The following is a 14,609-nucleotide window of genomic DNA, read 5'->3' as shown; positions in this document are numbered from 1 at the left end:
AGGCTCCGCGATGAGCAAGATCACCCGCCACGGCAACAACCCGGTGCTGTCCAACGCCGTCGAGTACCACAATTTCGTGTTCCTGGCCGGCGTCACCGCCGATGACCTTTCCCAGGACGTGGTCGGCCAGACCAAGCAGATCCTGGCCCGGATCGACGAGCTGCTGGAAGCGCACGGCACCGACAAGACCCGCCTGCTCCAGGCCCAGGTCTGGCTGAAGGACATCCGCGACCGCGACGCCCTGAACAAGGAGTGGGTGTCGTGGCTGCCGGAAGGCGGCGCGCCGGTCCGCGCCTGCGTGGAAGCCAACATGGCCGATCCGCGCCACCTCGTGGAAATCATGATCACCGCCTGCCGCTGAGGCGGCGCGGCGATTCAGCCGTGTGGAACGCTGTGGCGGCTCAACCGCCACAGTGTGACTTTGGCAGTGTTGCCATGGGTCACATAGGACTATTTTCTCTATCGGCACCGCTTGCGAGCTATGCCCCCGACAAATCACACCAATTCCGCACACACATTGCTCTCACGGATTGGCGAGAATGCAACCCTCCGGTACCGCCTCCACACCGGCATCGGTGATGCCGGTTCCTGGGTGGGGCCAGGATTAGCAATGGGTTACCGGCCCGTCGGGCCAATCCGTGGGGGGGTCATGCGGTTCAGGTCTTCGGCGATCACTGTCACGGCGCTCTGCGGAGCGCTGGTCCTTGCCCTTCCGGGTGGTGCGGAAGCGGCACAGCAGAAGGGCGCGAAAGCTGCCCGGCACGGCACCACGGCGCATGTCGCCAAGACGCTGAACGCCACTCCGAACTTCCGCAGCGCATCGCTGAAGGCGCGTTCCTTCCGTGGCCCTGAGGGCCGCGACGAGGGCACGGTCCGCAACGCCATGTTCACCGGCAGCATCTCCTGCGTTCCCTATGCCCGCATGGTCTCGGGCATCCAGGTCACCGGGAACGGCTATCAGTGGTGGGGCAACGCGGCGGGTCTCTACGAGCGCGGCCAACGCCCCGAGCCCGGCTCGGTGCTGGCCTTCCGCGCCTCGGGCGGCATGCGCCTCGGCCATGTGGCGGTGGTGCAGCGGATCGTGAACAGCCGCGAGATCGAGATCGAGCACGCGAACTGGGAAGGCCCGGGCATCCGCAAGGGCACGGTGATGCGCAACGTTTCGGTGATCGACGTCTCGCCGCGCAACGACTGGACCGCCGTCCGGGTGCAGATCGGCCGCAGCGACGAGAGCTTCGGCCGCGTCTATCCGACTTATGGCTTCATCCACAACCGCCCGATCGGCGCCTCCCCGCGCATCAACTACGCCCGCTCCCAGGGCTTCGAGGAAGTGGCCGAGGCCCCGGCCTCGAACCGCCCGCTGGACATCACGGTGCGCAACACCGGCCGCTGAGCGACGGCCGGCCTCCTTTCCTGACCCTTATAGGTTTCGCCTTCCTTTGCCCGCGGGACTATCCTCGGGAAACCTTCGCGCCGGCCCCGATGTTGCCGGCACGTTGGTTTCAGGAGGATGGCCATGAGTGGAACGACGCCTAGCGACACCCCGGCTGGCGGCGCCGGCATCTCCCAGATCCACGAGATCATGTCCTCCCTGATGGGAGGACGCACGGACAGCGCCGGCGTGCAGCAGCTGGTGGACCGGCTGCGCCAGGGCGGCATGCACAGCCAGGTGGAATCCTGGGTCGGGACGGGCGAGAACCAGCCCGCCGACGGCAGCTCCATCGAGCGGGCCTTCGGCAGCTCTACCATCGACAATGTCGCTTCCCGCTTCGGGATGACGCACCAGCAGCTCGTCTCCCTTCTGGTGATGGCGCTGCCGATGGTCCTGAACTACCTCACCCCGAAGGGCAAAGTTCCGGCCAACGAGGCGGAAATGCCCCAGGGTGGGTTGCAGGGCGGGCTGGGCGGTATTCTCGGCAGCATCCTGGGCAGCCTGGGTGGTGGTGCCACGGCCGGCAACACTCAGCCCGGCACTCCTGGCCAAGGTGGCCAGGGCGGTTCGGCCGGGGACATCGTGGGCGGGCTGCTGCGCTCCGTGCTGGGCGGCCATCGCAACGGCTGAGAACGGCTTTCCGGACCGCCGGCCTTGCGGCTGGCCGGCCCGGGCCTCCGTCACCCGTGCCGTGGGCTTCCCGGCGGCATCGCCTCGTCGGCGGACGGCGCGCTGCCACCGCGGGGCGGCACCTTCGCCGCGATCAGTGCACGGCGGATCTCGGCCTCGGCCTTCTCCAGCTCGCCCGCCGCCGCGAGGCGCCGGTTGCGTCCTTCCTCGGCGATCCGCAGCGAATCCTCGATCGTGCCGATCAGCGCCGCATTCGCCTGCTTCAGCGAATCCATGTCCACCACGCCACGCTCGATCTCGCCCCGCACCTGGGCATTGCCCTGTCGCAGCGCCTCGGCATTGGCGATGAGGAGCTTGTTGGTCAGGTCGGTCGCCGCCTGGAGCGCGCCGCCGGCCTCCCGCATCCGCTGGATCGCCAGCGCCTGGGCGAGCTGCGCCCGCCAGAGCGGAACGGTGTTGGCCAGCACCGAATGGATCTTGGAGGCCAGCGCCTTGTCGTTCTCCTGGATCAGCCGGATGCCCGGCAGCGCCTGCATGGCGATCTGCCGCGTCAACCGCAGGTCGTGGATGCGCCGGTCCAGCTCGTCCCGCGCTGCCCGCAGGTCGCGCAGCCGCTGCGGCGCCAGCGGGTCCTTGGCGACCTCCGCCTCCCATTCCGCCTTCGGCACCGTCTCGGTATCCGTATGGGCCAGCACCTGCTCGCCCGCCTCGATATGCTCGGCCAGCGAGTGGAACCATTCCAGCGTGGCGCCGTAGAGCCGCTCCAGCCGCTCCACATCCTCCATCAGCCGGGTGCGGTGGCCCTGCAGCAGGTCGCCCGCCGCCTCGACCTGTCCGCGCACGCTCTCATAGCGTTGCAGGATGCCGACCGTGCCGCTGCTCGCCCGCCCCATCAGCCGGGACAGCAGCCCGGGCTTCTCCTCGCCGCCGCCCGGATCGAAGCCGCGCAGATGCGCCAGCAGCCCGGACAGCGCATCGCCCGCCTGCCCGGTCGCGTCGTTGCGGGAGGCGCCGAGCATGGCATCCGCCGCCACCGTGGCCTGCCGCTGCGCCTCCTGGCCGAAACGCAGGATCGAGGAAGGGTCGGCCAGATCGATCTGGCGGGCCAGCTCCGCCGCCCGCGCCGGAACCGTGCGCTGCTGCGCCTCCGATGGATCGCTCATGCCACCCCTTCCTCCCGAAGCCTCTGCCGCAGCACCGTCACCTGCACGTCCAGCGCCTCGGTCTCGGAGGCACGCAGCCGTTCCGCCGCCTGCGAGGCGGCCCGCTCCACATCGCTCATGGCCGCCGTCAGTTCGCGTGGCGCGACGGCGCCGGCGGAAAGCCTTTGGGCGATGCGCTCCAGCCCGTCCAGACCCAGCACCAGCAGGCTGCGCGCCTGCCCCGCCATGGAGGGGCGCAGCGCCATCTCCCTCAGCAGCCCGCGCAGCGCCAGGACGGCCCCGGCGAGGCGCGTGTCCGTGCCTTCCAGCACGGCCAGCCGGCGGGCGAAGGGCTCCAGCCCGGCATCGCCCTGATAGGGCTCCGGCTTCTCCTCGCGCAGCCCCTCATAGGCGAGGCGCAGCCCATAGGCCGCCGCCAGCCCAAGCAGAACGGCCCCCACGGTGCCCGTGCCGCCCGCCAGCGCCGCCGCGAAGCCCGTGCCCAGCCCCAGCGCGGCCATGGCACGGCGCCGGTCGCCATGCTTCGCGCGGCGCAGCAGGGCCACCGTCAGGCCCGTGCCCGCCAGCCCGGCGAGCAGGCCGAGGATGGTCCGCGACTGGCCGCTGGCCAGGGCCAGCAGCAGCGCCGGCAGCATGGGCAGCGCCATGACCGGAAGGGCGAGGCCGCGCAGGGCCTTGCGATAGGTCTCGGGGAGCATCAGCGGGGCGCCATCAATGGAAGATGCGGATGATGGCCTGGACCAGGGTCAGCACCGACACGAAGCCCAGGCTGGCCAGCATCAGCGCCGCCCCGGCGATGCGCCGGGCGGGGACCTGGAAGGGCTTGGGGGCCAGAGGCGGGCGGTTCGGGATCATCGCAGCGGAAAGATGCGGACCCCTGCCCCCGTCTTCAAGCCGTGTCTTCAGCGCCGCTGCGCCCGCGGGTCCAGCGCGTCGCGCAGCCCGTCGCCCAGCAGGTTGAAGCTCAGCACCACCAGGAAGATCGCCAGCCCGGGATAGATCGCCATCCAGGGCGCCTGGCTCAGGAAGCGCTGCGCCGCGTTCAGCATGGAGCCCCAGGAGGGTGCCGGTGGCTGCTGCCCCAGGCCGAGGAAGGACAGCGAGGCCTCGGCGATGATGGCCTCGGCGATGGCCAGCGTCGCCTGCACCAGCAGCGGCGGCACGATGTTCGGCAGCACATGCACCACCGCCGTGCGCCAGGGCGGGTTGCCCAGGGCGCGCGCCGCCTCCACCCATTCGGTGGCCTTCGCCTCCATCGCCATGCCGCGGGCCAGGCGCACGAAGATCGGCGCGGCGGAGATGGCGATGGCCAGCATCGCGTTCTCCAGCGCCGGGCCCAGGAAGGCCGCGAGCGCGATGGCCAGGATCAGGAAGGGCACGGAAAGCATGGCGTCCGTGATGCGGGAGATCAGCGCGTCCACCCAGCCGCCCGCCAGCCCGGCCAGCATCCCCAGCGGCACGCCCACCGCCAGCGCCGCCGCCACGGAAAGGCCGCCGGCCATCAGCGAGGTCCGCGCGCCCCAAAGGGTGCGGGACAGCACGTCGCGCCCGTTCTCGTCCGTGCCGAACCAGTGCGCCAGCGAGGGCGGCTTGCGGATCAGAGACCAGGAGGTGGCGGTGGGGTCATAGGGCGCGATCAGCGGCGCCAGGATCGCCCCCAGCACGAAGAGCACGATCACGGCGAGGCCGAAGACCGCCAGCCGGTGCCGCAGGAAGCGGCGCATCGCGCGCCGCCCCGGGCTGTCGCGGCGCGCAGGGGCGGGGTTCGCGGCGGCGCGCGGGCGGCGGACGGAAACGCCGCTCATGCCGCGCGCAGCCTGGGATTGACGAGCATGTAGAGCAGGTCCGAGAGCAGGGAGAGCAGCACGAAGATCACCGCCGTCACCACCACCACGCCCTGCACCACCGGATAGTCGCGGTTGAAGACGGCATCCACGATCAGCTTGCCGAAGCCGGGGATGGTGAAGATCTGCTCCGTCAGCACCGCGCCGGCCAGCAGCTTGCCGAGTTCGATCGTGCCCAGCGTCACCACCGGGATCAGCGCGTTGCGCAGCGCGTGCTTGGCCACCACCACCCGTTCCGGCAGGCCCTTGGCGCGGGCGGTGCGGACGTAGTCCTGCCCCAGCGCGCCCAGCATGGCGGCGCGGGTATGGCGCATCAGCACGCCGGCGATGGAATTGCCCAGCACGAAGGCCGGCATGATCGTGGTGGCGAGCGACTGCCGCCAGTCCTCGGTCAGCGGCACGTAGCCGGAGGGCGGCAGCCAGCCGAGCTGCACGCTGAAGAGCAGGATCATCATGATCCCCAGCCAGAAGTTCGGCGTGGAGATTCCGGCCAGGGCCAGCCCGTTGGCGATCCAGTCCAGCGGCCGGTCGCGCTTCACGGCGGAAAGCACGCCGAGCGGCACGCCGATGGCGACGGCGATGATGAAGGCCATGGCGCCGAGCTGGAGCGTCACCGGCAGCTTCTGCAGGATCAGCTCCGTGACCGGCTGCCGGATGCGCCAGGAGAAGCCGAGATCGCCGTGCAGCAGACGGAACAGCCAGGCGAGGTACTGTTCCCAGACCGGCCGGTCGAGCATCAGCTCCGCCCGGATCTGCGCCAGCACCTCGGGGTCGCCGCGCTCCTCCCCCGCCATGATCAAGGCGGGGTCGCCGGGCATGAGCTGCTGCAGGCCGAAGACGAAGAGACTCAGGATCAGCAGCGTGGGGACGACCTGCCCCAGGCGCCGCAGCAGCCAGCCGAACATCGCGCGTCCTTACGAGAGGGTGAGGTCCTGCACGCGGATCAGACCGTCCGGATGGGGCCGGAAGCCGCCGACGCGGGTGGTATGGGCAGCGATGTTCTTGATGTACCAGAGGTAGGAGCGCGCCTGGTCCTTGTCCACCGCCTGCTCCCAGAGCTGGCGGTACAGGTCCTTGCGCTTCGCCTCGTCCATCTCCTGCCGCTGGGCATCGAGGATCCGGTCGGCCTCGGCATTGCTGTACCTGCCGTCGTTCTGCGGACCACGGCTGTGCAGGAAGGCCCAGCTGTTGCCGTCCGGATCGGGGCGACCCGACCAGCCGCTGAAATAGAGCTGGAACTCGCCGCGCACCGCGGCGGCCAGGCCGGAGGCGAATTCCACCGCCTTGATCTTCAGGTCGAAGCCCGCCTCGGAAACCATGGACTGCATCACCTCGGCCACCTGTCGCGCCTCGGGGTTGTTGGCGACCATGATCTCGACGCTGAGCGGGGCCTGCACGCCTGCTTCCTTCAGGAGCTGCTTCGCGCGGGCGACATCGCGCGCCGGCACCTTGCGCGCGGCGATGTGGTAGGGCGAGCTGGGTGTCACGGCCTGGGTGGCAGGGGTGAACATGCCCTCATAGACCACCTGGATGAGGGCCTCGCGGTCCAGCGCGAGATCGAAGGCCCTGCGCAGGCGGACATCCTGGCCGATCGGCATCCGGCTCTGCTCGCCATTGCCGATATTGTAGGTGATGCCCCAGTAGCCGAGCCCGTCCGTCGCCGCGACCTTCAGGTTCCGGCTACCCTGGATCTCCTTCACATCCGTGGGCACGACGCTTTCCACGAGGTCGAGCGTCCCGGAGCGCAGGTTGGCGACGCGCACCGTGCTGTCCACGATCACCTGGTAGGTGATGCGGTCCAGGTGGATGCGCTTCGCATCCCAGTAGTCCGGGTTGCGCTCGACCACGATGCGGTCCTGCGCCACGCGCTCGACGAAGCGGAAGGGGCCGGTGCCCACCGGCTTCGCGCCGAAATCCTTGCCCGCCGCCTCGGCGGCCCTGGGCGACAGGATCATGCCGGCGCGGTCGGTGAGCTGCGACAGGAAGGCGGCGGAGGGTTCCTTGAGCCGGATGCGGACGGTCTTCGGGTCCACCACCTCGATGGTTTCCATCGTGCCGATCTCGCCACGGCGGAAGGAGCCCTGCATGGTCAGGTGGCGCATCAGCGAGTAGCGCACCGCCTCCGCATCCATCGCCGTGCCGTCGTGGAACTTCACCCCCTCGCGCAGCGGGATCAGCAGCGTCCTCGGGTCCTCCCAACTGTGGCCCGTGGCGAGCTGCGGCACGATATCCAGCCTCTCGTTCACGTCGAAGAGCTTGTCGAAGAGGCTGGCGAAGACGATGCGCCCCATCAGGGAGCGCGCCAGCGTCGGGTCGAGGATGTCCGGGTCCTCACGCAGGCCGAGGCGGAAATGCTTCGTCCCCTGCGCCTTCGCCGGGCGCGCGCCCAGCGAGGCGGCGGCCATGGCGCCGAGGGCCAGCGGCGCGAGGCCGCGCCGGGTGATGGCAGGGTTCATGCGGCGTCTCCCGTGACGTCGGTGCGGTCGAAGAAGCGTTGCAGCCGGGCCTGCCGCTCGCCCGTGGCACGGCGCTCGCGCAGCGGCAGGACCGGCGGCAGCCCGTTCTGGAAATGGCAGGCGGTGCGGCGCAGGGAAGCCTCGGTGGCCCCCGCCAGCGCCGGGTCCTGCCGCGCGCAGATCTCCTTGGCATGCGGGCAGCGCGTGTGCAGCCGGCAGCCGGAGGGCGGCGCGAGGGGGCTCGGCAGGTCGCCCGGCAGCGGCGCGCCACCGCCGACGCCGGGCACGGAGGCCAGCAGCGCCCGCGTATAGGGGTGGCGCGGATCGTCGAAGATCGCCTCGGCGGGCCCTTCCTCGACGATGCGGCCGAGATACATCACCGCCACCCGGTCCGCGACATGGCGAACCACGGCGAGGTCATGGCTGATCAGCACGAAGCCCAGCCCCAGGTCGCGGATCAGCTCCTGCAGCAGGTTCACCACCTGCGCCTGTACCGAGACGTCCAGCGCGCTTACCGGCTCGTCGCCCACGATCAGCTTCGGCCCGCTGGCCAGGGCCCGCGCGATGGCGATGCGCTGGCGCTGCCCGCCGGAGAATTCGTGCGGCCAGCGGTCGGCATGGTCCGGCCGCAGCCCGACGCGGGCCAGCAGCTCCTCCACCCGCGCGCGGCGCCGCGCCTTCGGCACGAGGCGATGGATGCGCAGCGGTTCCTCCACCGCCTGCCCGACCGTCATGCGCGGATCGAGGCTGGCATAGGGGTCCTGGAAGATCATCTGCATCCAGCGCCGCTGCGCGCGCAGGCGGCGGCCGCCCATCCGCGTCAGGTCCTCGCCGCCGAAGCGGACGATGCCGGCATCCGGCTTCTCCAGTCCCAGCATCAGCCGCCCCAGCGTGGACTTGCCGCAGCCGCTTTCGCCCACCACGGCCAGCACCTCGCCCGCCGCCACGGAGAGCGAGACGCCGTCCACCGCATGCACCGCGCCGCGCCGCTGCCCCAGCGCGCCGCGCACGGGGAAATGCCGCACCACGCGGTCGAGTTCGAGCAGGGTCTCGGTCATGCGGCGTCCAGGAACTGGTCCAGTGGCGTTCGGTGGCAGGCGGCACGGTGCCCGCCGCCGAGGTCGATCAGCGCCGGCGTCACGTCGCAGGCGGCGATGCGGAAGGGACAGCGTGGGGCGAAGCGGCAGCCGGGCGGCGGCGCCATCAGGTCGGGCACCGTGCCCTCCACCGTGGCCAGCCTGCCGCCGCGCGGCCCGTCCAGCCGCGGCGCGGCGCCGAGGAGGCCGACCGTATAGGGATGCTGCGGCGTGTTCAGCACCTTCGCCGCCGGTCCCTGCTCGGCGATGCGGCCGGCATACATCACCACCACCTCGTCCGCATGGTCGGCGACCACGCCCAGGTCATGCGTCACCAGCAGCACCGCCGTGCCCGTCGCGGCGCGCATCTCGTCCAGCAGTGCCAGGATCTGCGCCTGCACCGTGACGTCGAGCGCCGTGGTCGGCTCGTCGGCGATCAGCAGGCGCGGCTGGCAGGCGAGCGCCATGGCGATCATCACCCGCTGCCGCATCCCGCCGGAAAGCTGGTGCGGATACTGCGCCGCGCGCCGCGCCGCATCGGGGATGCGCACCGCATGCAGCGCGCGCACCGCCATGGCCGCCGCCTCGCGCCGGCCCATGCCGCGATGCTGGCGCAGCGCCTCGGCCACCTGCTCGCCCACGGTGAAGGCGGGGTTCAGGCTGGTCATTGGCTCCTGGAAGATCATCGCCATGGCGCCGCCGCGCAGGCGCCGCTTCTCCTCCGGCGGCAGCTCGGCGATCTCGCGGCCCTCCAGCCGGATCGTGCCGTTCAGCCGCGCGGTCTCGGGCAGCAGGCCCATCACGGCGAGCGAGGTGACGGATTTGCCGCAACCGCTCTCCCCCACGAGCGCCACGGTACGCCCCGGCGGCACGGTGAAGGAGACGCCATCCAGCACGCCCAGCGGCCCGCGCTCGGTGGCGAAGCTCAGGGAAAGGTCGATGACCTCCAGGACCGGGAAGACCGGCGGGGCCGCGCTCACGCGCCCTGCGCCTTCTCGATGGCCGCGTTCAGCACCGCCCGGTCGAAGACGCCCGGATGTTCGCGTCCGTTCTCGTCGTGTCCCGCCATGAAGCGGCGGAAAAGCGCGAAATGCCCGCGTGAGACGGCATGGAGGCGCCGCAGCTCCGCCAGCGGGTCGGGATGGTCGTCCACGCGGATGTCCAGGTCGGGATAGGGATCGCGGCTGGCCACGAGCAGCGCCGCGGACTGCCGTCCGCGCTTGTCGCCGCCCTCGGCCTGCCCGGCCTCCAGCGCCAGCAGCAACCGTTCCGCCATGGGCTGGCCGGCAGTGGCCAGGAAGGCGTCCCGCGTCGCCTCCACCACGCGGGGCCCGGCCAGCATGTTGCCGGCCACCGAGACATCCGGCCCTGCCACATGCCCGGCCCAGCCCACGCAGCCACTTCCGGTATGCCGGGCGCTGCCGCCCTCCGTTCCTCCGGCCGCTGCCAGGATGTGCAACTGCCTCGCCTCGCGCCCCGGATCGCCCGCGGTCACGGCCGCCAGCACCTCTCCGGCACCGCCGCCCGCCCGCAGCCCGTCCAGGGCCTTCTCTCGCAGCATGGGGTTCACCAGCGCCTGGCTGGCGACGGCGCCGAGGCGTCCCTCCACCCGCAGGCAGAGCGCGCCGACGGCGAAGAATTTGGTGGCCACCGCCGCGCCGAGCTCGCCGGTCTCGGGGTCGCGGGCCAGGATGCTCCAGGTCATGCCGTCAGGTTTGCACGCGCCATGCCAGGATGGGCAAGATGCAGACGGCGCGGCAGTCGGGTTGAGGGAAGAATAATCACACTCTAGCATGGGTTGCATGACCATGGCCCGCGTCGTGACCTTCGCTTTCAATGGCATCGACGCCATCCCCGTGGAGGTTCAGGTCCAGATCGCGCCTGGCCTGCCGGCCTTCAACCTCGTCGGCATGCCGAACAAGGCCGTGGCCGAGAGCCGGGAGCGGGTGCGGGCTGTGTTATCGGCGCTGGGCCTGGCCCTGCCGCCGCGCCGCGTCCTGGTGAACCTCGCCCCGGCCGACCTGCCCAAGGAGGGCACGCATTTCGACCTGCCCATCGCGCTTGCCCTGCTGGCGGCGATGGAGGTCGTGCCCGCCGACGAACTCCAGGGCTTCGCGGCCCTGGGCGAACTGGCGCTGGATGGCGCCCTCACCGCGATTCCCGGCATCCTTCCCGCCGCTCTGGCGGCGGCGGAGGCGGGGCTCGGCCTGGTCTGCCCGGCCTCCCAGGGGCCGGAGGCGGCCTGGGTCTCCTCCGCCGAGATCGTCGCCGCGCCGGACCTGCACCGCCTGATCGCGCATTTCACCGGCCGGCAGCTCCTGCCCGTGCCGAAGCCGCCCCTGCCCGCCCCTTCGCCTGCCGATGCCTCGACCCCCTGCCTGTCCGAGGTGCGGGGGCAGGAAAGTGCCAAGCGGGCACTGGAGATCGCGGCGGCGGGCTTCCACAACCTGCTTTTCATCGGGCCGCCGGGGGCCGGGAAATCCATGCTCGCGGCACGGCTGCCGGGCCTGCTGCCGGATCTTTCGGCGCAGGAGGCGCTGGAGGTCAGCCTGATCCGCTCCGTGGCCGGGCTGCTGGAAGGCGGCCGCCTCAGCCTGCGACCGCCCTATCGCGACCCGCACCATTCCGCCTCCCAGGCCGCGCTCACCGGCGGCGGGCCGCGCGGCCGGCCGGGGGAGATCAGCCTCGCCCATCGCGGCGTGCTCTTCCTGGACGAGCTGCCGGAATTCCCGCGCCCGGCGCTGGAGGCGCTGCGCCAGCCGCTGGAAAGCGGCACCGTCTCCATCAGCCGCGCCAGCGCCCATGTCTCCTACCCGGCACGGGTGCAGCTCGTGGCGGCGATGAACCCCTGCCGCTGCGGCTATCTGGGCGAAGGCGGGCGCGAATGCGGCCGGGCGCCCCGCTGCGGCGAGGATTATCGCGGCAAGCTGTCCGGCCCGGTGCTGGACCGGCTGGACATGAGCATCGCCCTGCAGCCGATCCCCGCCGGGGAACTCGCCCGCGCCCCGGCCGGGGAGACCAGCGCCGTGGTGGCCGGCCGGGTGGCGCAGGCCCGCACGATGCAGGCGGAACGCTGGGGCCGCAACGGGCCGCGCACCAATGCGGAGGCCAGCCTGGACCACCTCAAGCCCGCCCTGTCCGCCGAGGCGCTGGTCCTGGCCGAACGCGCGGTGGAACGGCTGCGCCTGTCCAACCGGGGCTTCATCCGGATGCTGCGGGTGGCACGCAGCGTCGCCGACCTCGCCGGCTCCGCCGTGATCGGCCGGCCCCATGTGGCGGAGGCGCTGGCCTACCGCGCGCGCTGAGGCGACGGGGCCGCCTCGTTGCGCCGGGCCGGCCAGGGGCGCAGAACCGGGCCGCGCGACCGACATGGAGCCACCGGCCTTGAAGCTGCCCGCACTTCCCTTCACCCCTGTCCACTGGGACGCCCTGCCCGCCACCGAGCACAAGGGCGAGACCGGCACCGCCCTGTGGCGCACGCTGAACAACGGCGACGTGCGGATGCGCGTGGTGGAGTATTCGCCCGGCTATGTGGCGGACCACTGGTGCGACCGTGGCCACATCATCTACGTGCTGGAAGGCACGCTGAGGAGCGAGCTGAAGGACGGCCGTAGCGTCACCCTCACCGCCGGGCATGGCTACACCGTCTCGGATTTCGGCGACGCGCCGCACCGCTCCTCCACGGAAACGGGCGCGAAGCTCTTCATCGTGGACTGAGCCTCAGTCGCCCAGCCGGAAGGCATCGGCGATGCGCCGCATCCGCCCCGCGCCATCCACCAGGATGACGTCGAAGCGGATGCCCGCGCCGCCATGGCCGGGATGCAGGGCGAGCCAGGCCTCCGCCGCGGCCAGCAGCCGCGCGCGCTGCCGGGGCCCCAGGGCCAGCGCCGCGCCGGCGAGATCGGGCCGCGCCTTCACCTCGACAAAGGCGAGCAGCCCCTCCCGCTCGGCGATCAGGTCGATCTCCCCGGCCGGCGTGCGTACCCGCAGGGCCAGCACCGCCCAGCCCTCGGCCCGCAGCGCCTCCGCCGCCAGGGACTCGGCCGCACGCCCCCGGCTCTCCGCCCGCCTGCGGCCTGCCTTCGGATCGGCGCAATCCTGGCGCAATCTGCCCGCCGCCCCATCTGGGCCGGATCCGTCCCGCTCCGGGGCACCGATCGTCGGAGTCCGCCTCATGCGTCGCCTTGTCCTCTGCCTCGCCCTGTTCATCTCACCGCCGGCGGCGGCGCAGGATAGCGCGGGCGCGCTGCATCCGCAGGCCGGTGTCGCCAGAAGGCACATCGTGGCGGCGGCCCATCCCCTGGCGGCGGAGGCCGGCCTCGCCATGCTGCGCCAGGGCGGCAGCGCGGTGGATGCGGCCATCGCCGTGCAGGCCATGCTCACCCTGGTCGAGCCGCAGTCCTCGGGCATCGGCGGCGGCGCGCTGATGCTGTACCGCGACGCGGCCAGCGGCAGGATCGCCGCCTGGGACGGGCGGGAAACTGCCCCCGCCGCCGCGCAGCCGGGCCTTTTCCTGCGCGACGGCCAGCCGCTGCCCTTCCACGACGCCGTCATGTCCGGCCGCAGCATCGGCGTGCCCGGCGCCATCGCCATGCTGGAGGCCGCGCACAAGGAGAATGGCCGCCTGCCCTGGGCCAGGCTCTTCGAGCCCGCGATCAAGGCGGCGCGGGAGGGCTTCCGCGTTTCCGCCCGGCTGGCCGGTGCCATCGCCGACGATGCCGAGCGACTGCGGCGGAACCCCGCGACCCGGAGCTACTTCTTCTCGCCCGCGCCTCTCGCCAATGATCCGGTGCCGCTGCCGGAAGGCACGGTGCGGCGCAACCCGGCCCTGGCCGACACCCTGCAGGCCATCGCCGATGGCGGCGCGGCGGCGCTGCTGCGCGGCCCCATCGCCTCCGACATCGCCGCGGCGGTGCGCAACTATGGCGAAGGCGGGCTGATGACCACCGACGACCTCGCCGGCTACGCGCCGAAGCGGCGGCAGCCGGTCTGCACGCCCTACCGCCTCTACATCGTCTGCGGCTTCCCGCCGCCTTCCTCCGGCGGCGTGGCGGTGGCGCAGATCCTGGGCGTGCTGGAGCACTTCAACCTTTCCGCCCTCGATCCGCGCGGTGCCGAGGCGGCGCACCTGATCGCCGAGGCCGGGCGCCTCGCCTTCGCCGACCGCAACCAGTACCTGGCCGACAGCGATTTCCTGCCCGTGCCGCTGCGCGGTCTGCTGGACCCGGCCTACCTGACCCTGCGGGCGCAGGCGGTGGCACCCGGCCTCGCCATGGCCCAGCCCAGCCCCGGCAATCCCAGCTGGCGCGACCCGAACGAGGTGCCGCTTTCCCCCATGCCGCCCCAGCCGGAGCACGGCACCAGCCAGGTGATCGTGGTGGACGATGCCGGGAACGCCCTGGCCATGACCACGACGGTCGAGGATGCCTTCGGCGCGCGGCTGATGGTGCGCGGCTTCATCCTGAACAACGAGCTGACCGACTTCTCCTTCCGGCCGGAGGTGGATGGCCGCCCGGTGGCCAACCAGGTGCAGGGCGGCAAGCGCCCGCGCTCCTCCATGTCCCCCACGCTGGTCTTCGACCGCCAGGGCCGGCTGGTCGCCGCCGTCGGCTCCGCCGGCGGGGCGCGAATCATCGGCTATGTCGCCCAGGCCCTGCTGGGCATGCTGGACTGGCGGCTCGACCCACAGGCGGCGCTGGCCCTGCCGCATGTCGGCACGCTGGGCGGCGCGGTGGAGCTGGAGGGCGGCACCGCCGCCGCCGGCCTTGCCCCGGCGCTCCAGGCGATGGGCCATACCGTGGATATCCGCGCGATGAATTCGGGCACCCAGGCGATCCGCGTGACGCCGGAGGGCATGGTCGGCGGCGCCGATCCGCGGCGGGAGGGCGTGGCCCTCGGGGACTGAGGGCGCCGCCCTCGCCCGCTGGCACGGTCCGTGCTGACATGCGGCCGATCCGACGCGCCGCCCCGGGAGACCGGGGCGGCTTGTCGCCATTCCGCCAGCGGAG

General features: G+C 72.0%; 16 protein-coding genes. 6 read left to right on the top strand and 10 right to left on the bottom strand.

The window, feature by feature from the left end; translation table 11 throughout:
- The first annotated feature begins 10 nt into the window (after window positions 1–10).
- The 3 genes from BT98_RS0105450 (at window position 11) to BT98_RS25975 (ending at window position 2,062) form a co-directional block, all read left to right on the top strand.
- On the top strand, window positions 11–361 hold the full coding sequence (locus BT98_RS0105450) for a RidA family protein (RefSeq protein ID WP_019459901.1): 351 nt from the start codon (window positions 11–13) through the stop codon (window positions 359–361).
- A 288-nt stretch (window positions 362–649) separates the two neighbouring features.
- The gene (locus BT98_RS0105445) at window positions 650–1,393 is read left to right on the top strand and encodes a CHAP domain-containing protein (protein WP_099782126.1); all 744 of its coding nucleotides are present in this window, start codon (window positions 650–652) and stop codon (window positions 1,391–1,393) included.
- A 123-nt stretch (window positions 1,394–1,516) separates the two neighbouring features.
- Window positions 1,517–2,062 carry a YidB family protein gene (locus BT98_RS25975; RefSeq protein WP_019459903.1) on the top strand — a complete coding sequence of 182 codons (546 nt, stop codon included), beginning with the start codon at window positions 1,517–1,519 and terminating at the stop codon, window positions 2,060–2,062.
- A 50-nt stretch (window positions 2,063–2,112) separates the two neighbouring features.
- On the opposite strand, the gene BT98_RS0105435 is transcribed toward BT98_RS25975, so the two are convergent.
- From BT98_RS0105435 to BT98_RS0105395, 9 genes are read right to left on the bottom strand one after another with little or no spacing between them, the layout of a single operon-like run.
- Window positions 2,113–3,225, bottom strand: a complete 1,113-nt coding sequence (locus BT98_RS0105435; RefSeq protein WP_019459904.1) for a toxic anion resistance protein — start codon at window positions 3,223–3,225, stop codon at window positions 2,113–2,115.
- Window positions 3,222–3,923 (bottom strand): hypothetical protein, encoded by a 702-nt coding sequence (locus BT98_RS0105430; protein WP_019459905.1) that lies wholly within the window; start codon window positions 3,921–3,923, stop codon window positions 3,222–3,224. Before BT98_RS0105430 ends, BT98_RS0105435 begins: the two co-directional genes overlap by 4 nt.
- A 13-nt stretch (window positions 3,924–3,936) precedes the next feature.
- Window positions 3,937–4,080 (bottom strand): hypothetical protein, encoded by a 144-nt coding sequence (locus tag BT98_RS27145; RefSeq protein WP_019459906.1) that lies wholly within the window; start codon window positions 4,078–4,080, stop codon window positions 3,937–3,939.
- A 47-nt stretch (window positions 4,081–4,127) separates the two neighbouring features.
- The gene (locus BT98_RS0105420) at window positions 4,128–5,030 is read right to left on the bottom strand and encodes an ABC transporter permease (protein WP_019459907.1); all 903 of its coding nucleotides are present in this window, start codon (window positions 5,028–5,030) and stop codon (window positions 4,128–4,130) included.
- Window positions 5,027–5,974 (bottom strand): ABC transporter permease, encoded by a 948-nt coding sequence (locus BT98_RS0105415; protein WP_019459908.1) that lies wholly within the window; start codon window positions 5,972–5,974, stop codon window positions 5,027–5,029. The genes BT98_RS0105420 and BT98_RS0105415 overlap by 4 nt, the downstream gene beginning before the upstream one ends.
- Window positions 5,975–5,983: 9 nt before the next feature.
- Complete coding sequence (locus BT98_RS0105410) at window positions 5,984–7,525, bottom strand: ABC transporter substrate-binding protein (RefSeq protein ID WP_019459909.1); 1,542 nt, start codon at window positions 7,523–7,525, stop codon at window positions 5,984–5,986.
- Window positions 7,522–8,583: an ABC transporter ATP-binding protein gene (locus tag BT98_RS23365; RefSeq protein WP_019459910.1), complete on the bottom strand. Its 1,062-nt coding sequence runs from the start codon at window positions 8,581–8,583 to the stop codon at window positions 7,522–7,524. The genes BT98_RS0105410 and BT98_RS23365 overlap by 4 nt, the downstream gene beginning before the upstream one ends.
- The gene (locus BT98_RS0105400; protein WP_019459911.1) at window positions 8,580–9,581 is read right to left on the bottom strand and encodes an ABC transporter ATP-binding protein; all 1,002 of its coding nucleotides are present in this window, start codon (window positions 9,579–9,581) and stop codon (window positions 8,580–8,582) included. The genes BT98_RS23365 and BT98_RS0105400 overlap by 4 nt, the downstream gene beginning before the upstream one ends.
- Complete coding sequence (locus BT98_RS0105395; protein WP_019459912.1) at window positions 9,578–10,306, bottom strand: DUF1028 domain-containing protein; 729 nt, start codon at window positions 10,304–10,306, stop codon at window positions 9,578–9,580. The genes BT98_RS0105400 and BT98_RS0105395 overlap by 4 nt, the downstream gene beginning before the upstream one ends.
- A gap of 97 nt (window positions 10,307–10,403) precedes the next feature.
- Between BT98_RS0105395 and BT98_RS0105390 the strand changes: the two genes are divergently transcribed.
- Window positions 10,404–11,906 carry a YifB family Mg chelatase-like AAA ATPase gene (locus BT98_RS0105390; RefSeq protein ID WP_019459913.1) on the top strand — a complete coding sequence of 501 codons (1,503 nt, stop codon included), beginning with the start codon at window positions 10,404–10,406 and terminating at the stop codon, window positions 11,904–11,906.
- A gap of 79 nt (window positions 11,907–11,985) precedes the next feature.
- Window positions 11,986–12,318, top strand: coding sequence for a DHCW motif cupin fold protein (locus tag BT98_RS0105385; RefSeq protein WP_019459914.1), 333 nt, complete (start codon window positions 11,986–11,988; stop codon window positions 12,316–12,318).
- A 3-nt stretch (window positions 12,319–12,321) separates the two neighbouring features.
- Here BT98_RS0105385 and BT98_RS0105380 read toward each other — a convergent pair whose 3' ends face one another.
- Complete coding sequence (locus tag BT98_RS0105380; protein ID WP_019459915.1) at window positions 12,322–12,708, bottom strand: YraN family protein; 387 nt, start codon at window positions 12,706–12,708, stop codon at window positions 12,322–12,324.
- Between the two features lie 67 nt (window positions 12,709–12,775).
- Here BT98_RS0105380 and ggt point away from each other — a divergent pair, with 67 nt between their 5' ends.
- Window positions 12,776–14,506: a gamma-glutamyltransferase gene (gene ggt, locus BT98_RS0105375; protein WP_019459916.1), complete on the top strand. Its 1,731-nt coding sequence runs from the start codon at window positions 12,776–12,778 to the stop codon at window positions 14,504–14,506.
- Window positions 14,507–14,609 lie beyond the last annotated feature (103 nt).

Source organism: Roseomonas mucosa ATCC BAA-692 (assembly GCF_000622225.1).
In the GTDB taxonomy this organism is placed as follows: Bacteria; Pseudomonadota; Alphaproteobacteria; order Acetobacterales; family Acetobacteraceae; genus Roseomonas; species Roseomonas mucosa.
The sequence above is the reverse complement of the archived record's forward strand: the minus strand, read 5'-3'. Positions and strand labels throughout refer to the sequence as shown.

Excerpts from the sequence above, each read along its gene's own strand:
- BT98_RS0105415 (WP_019459908.1), bottom strand. The coding sequence starts at position 5,974 with ATGTTCGGCTGGCTGCTGCGGCGCCTGGGGCAGGTCGTCCCCACGCTG.
- BT98_RS0105390 (WP_019459913.1), top strand. The coding sequence starts at position 10,404 with ATGACCATGGCCCGCGTCGTGACCTTCGCTTTCAATGGCATCGACGCC.
- ggt (WP_019459916.1), top strand. The coding sequence starts at position 12,776 with ATGCGTCGCCTTGTCCTCTGCCTCGCCCTGTTCATCTCACCGCCGGCG.
- BT98_RS25975 (WP_019459903.1), top strand. The coding sequence starts at position 1,517 with ATGAGTGGAACGACGCCTAGCGACACCCCGGCTGGCGGCGCCGGCATC.
- BT98_RS0105420 (WP_019459907.1), bottom strand. The coding sequence starts at position 5,030 with ATGAGCGGCGTTTCCGTCCGCCGCCCGCGCGCCGCCGCGAACCCCGCC.
- BT98_RS27145 (WP_019459906.1), bottom strand. The coding sequence starts at position 4,080 with ATGATCCCGAACCGCCCGCCTCTGGCCCCCAAGCCCTTCCAGGTCCCC.
- BT98_RS23365 (WP_019459910.1), bottom strand. The coding sequence starts at position 8,583 with ATGACCGAGACCCTGCTCGAACTCGACCGCGTGGTGCGGCATTTCCCC.
- BT98_RS0105430 (WP_019459905.1), bottom strand. The coding sequence starts at position 3,923 with ATGCTCCCCGAGACCTATCGCAAGGCCCTGCGCGGCCTCGCCCTTCCG.
- BT98_RS0105450 (WP_019459901.1), top strand. The coding sequence starts at position 11 with ATGAGCAAGATCACCCGCCACGGCAACAACCCGGTGCTGTCCAACGCC.
- BT98_RS0105395 (WP_019459912.1), bottom strand. The coding sequence starts at position 10,306 with ATGACCTGGAGCATCCTGGCCCGCGACCCCGAGACCGGCGAGCTCGGC.
- BT98_RS0105435 (WP_019459904.1), bottom strand. The coding sequence starts at position 3,225 with ATGAGCGATCCATCGGAGGCGCAGCAGCGCACGGTTCCGGCGCGGGCG.
- BT98_RS0105445 (WP_099782126.1), top strand. The coding sequence starts at position 650 with ATGCGGTTCAGGTCTTCGGCGATCACTGTCACGGCGCTCTGCGGAGCG.
- BT98_RS0105410 (WP_019459909.1), bottom strand. The coding sequence starts at position 7,525 with ATGAACCCTGCCATCACCCGGCGCGGCCTCGCGCCGCTGGCCCTCGGC.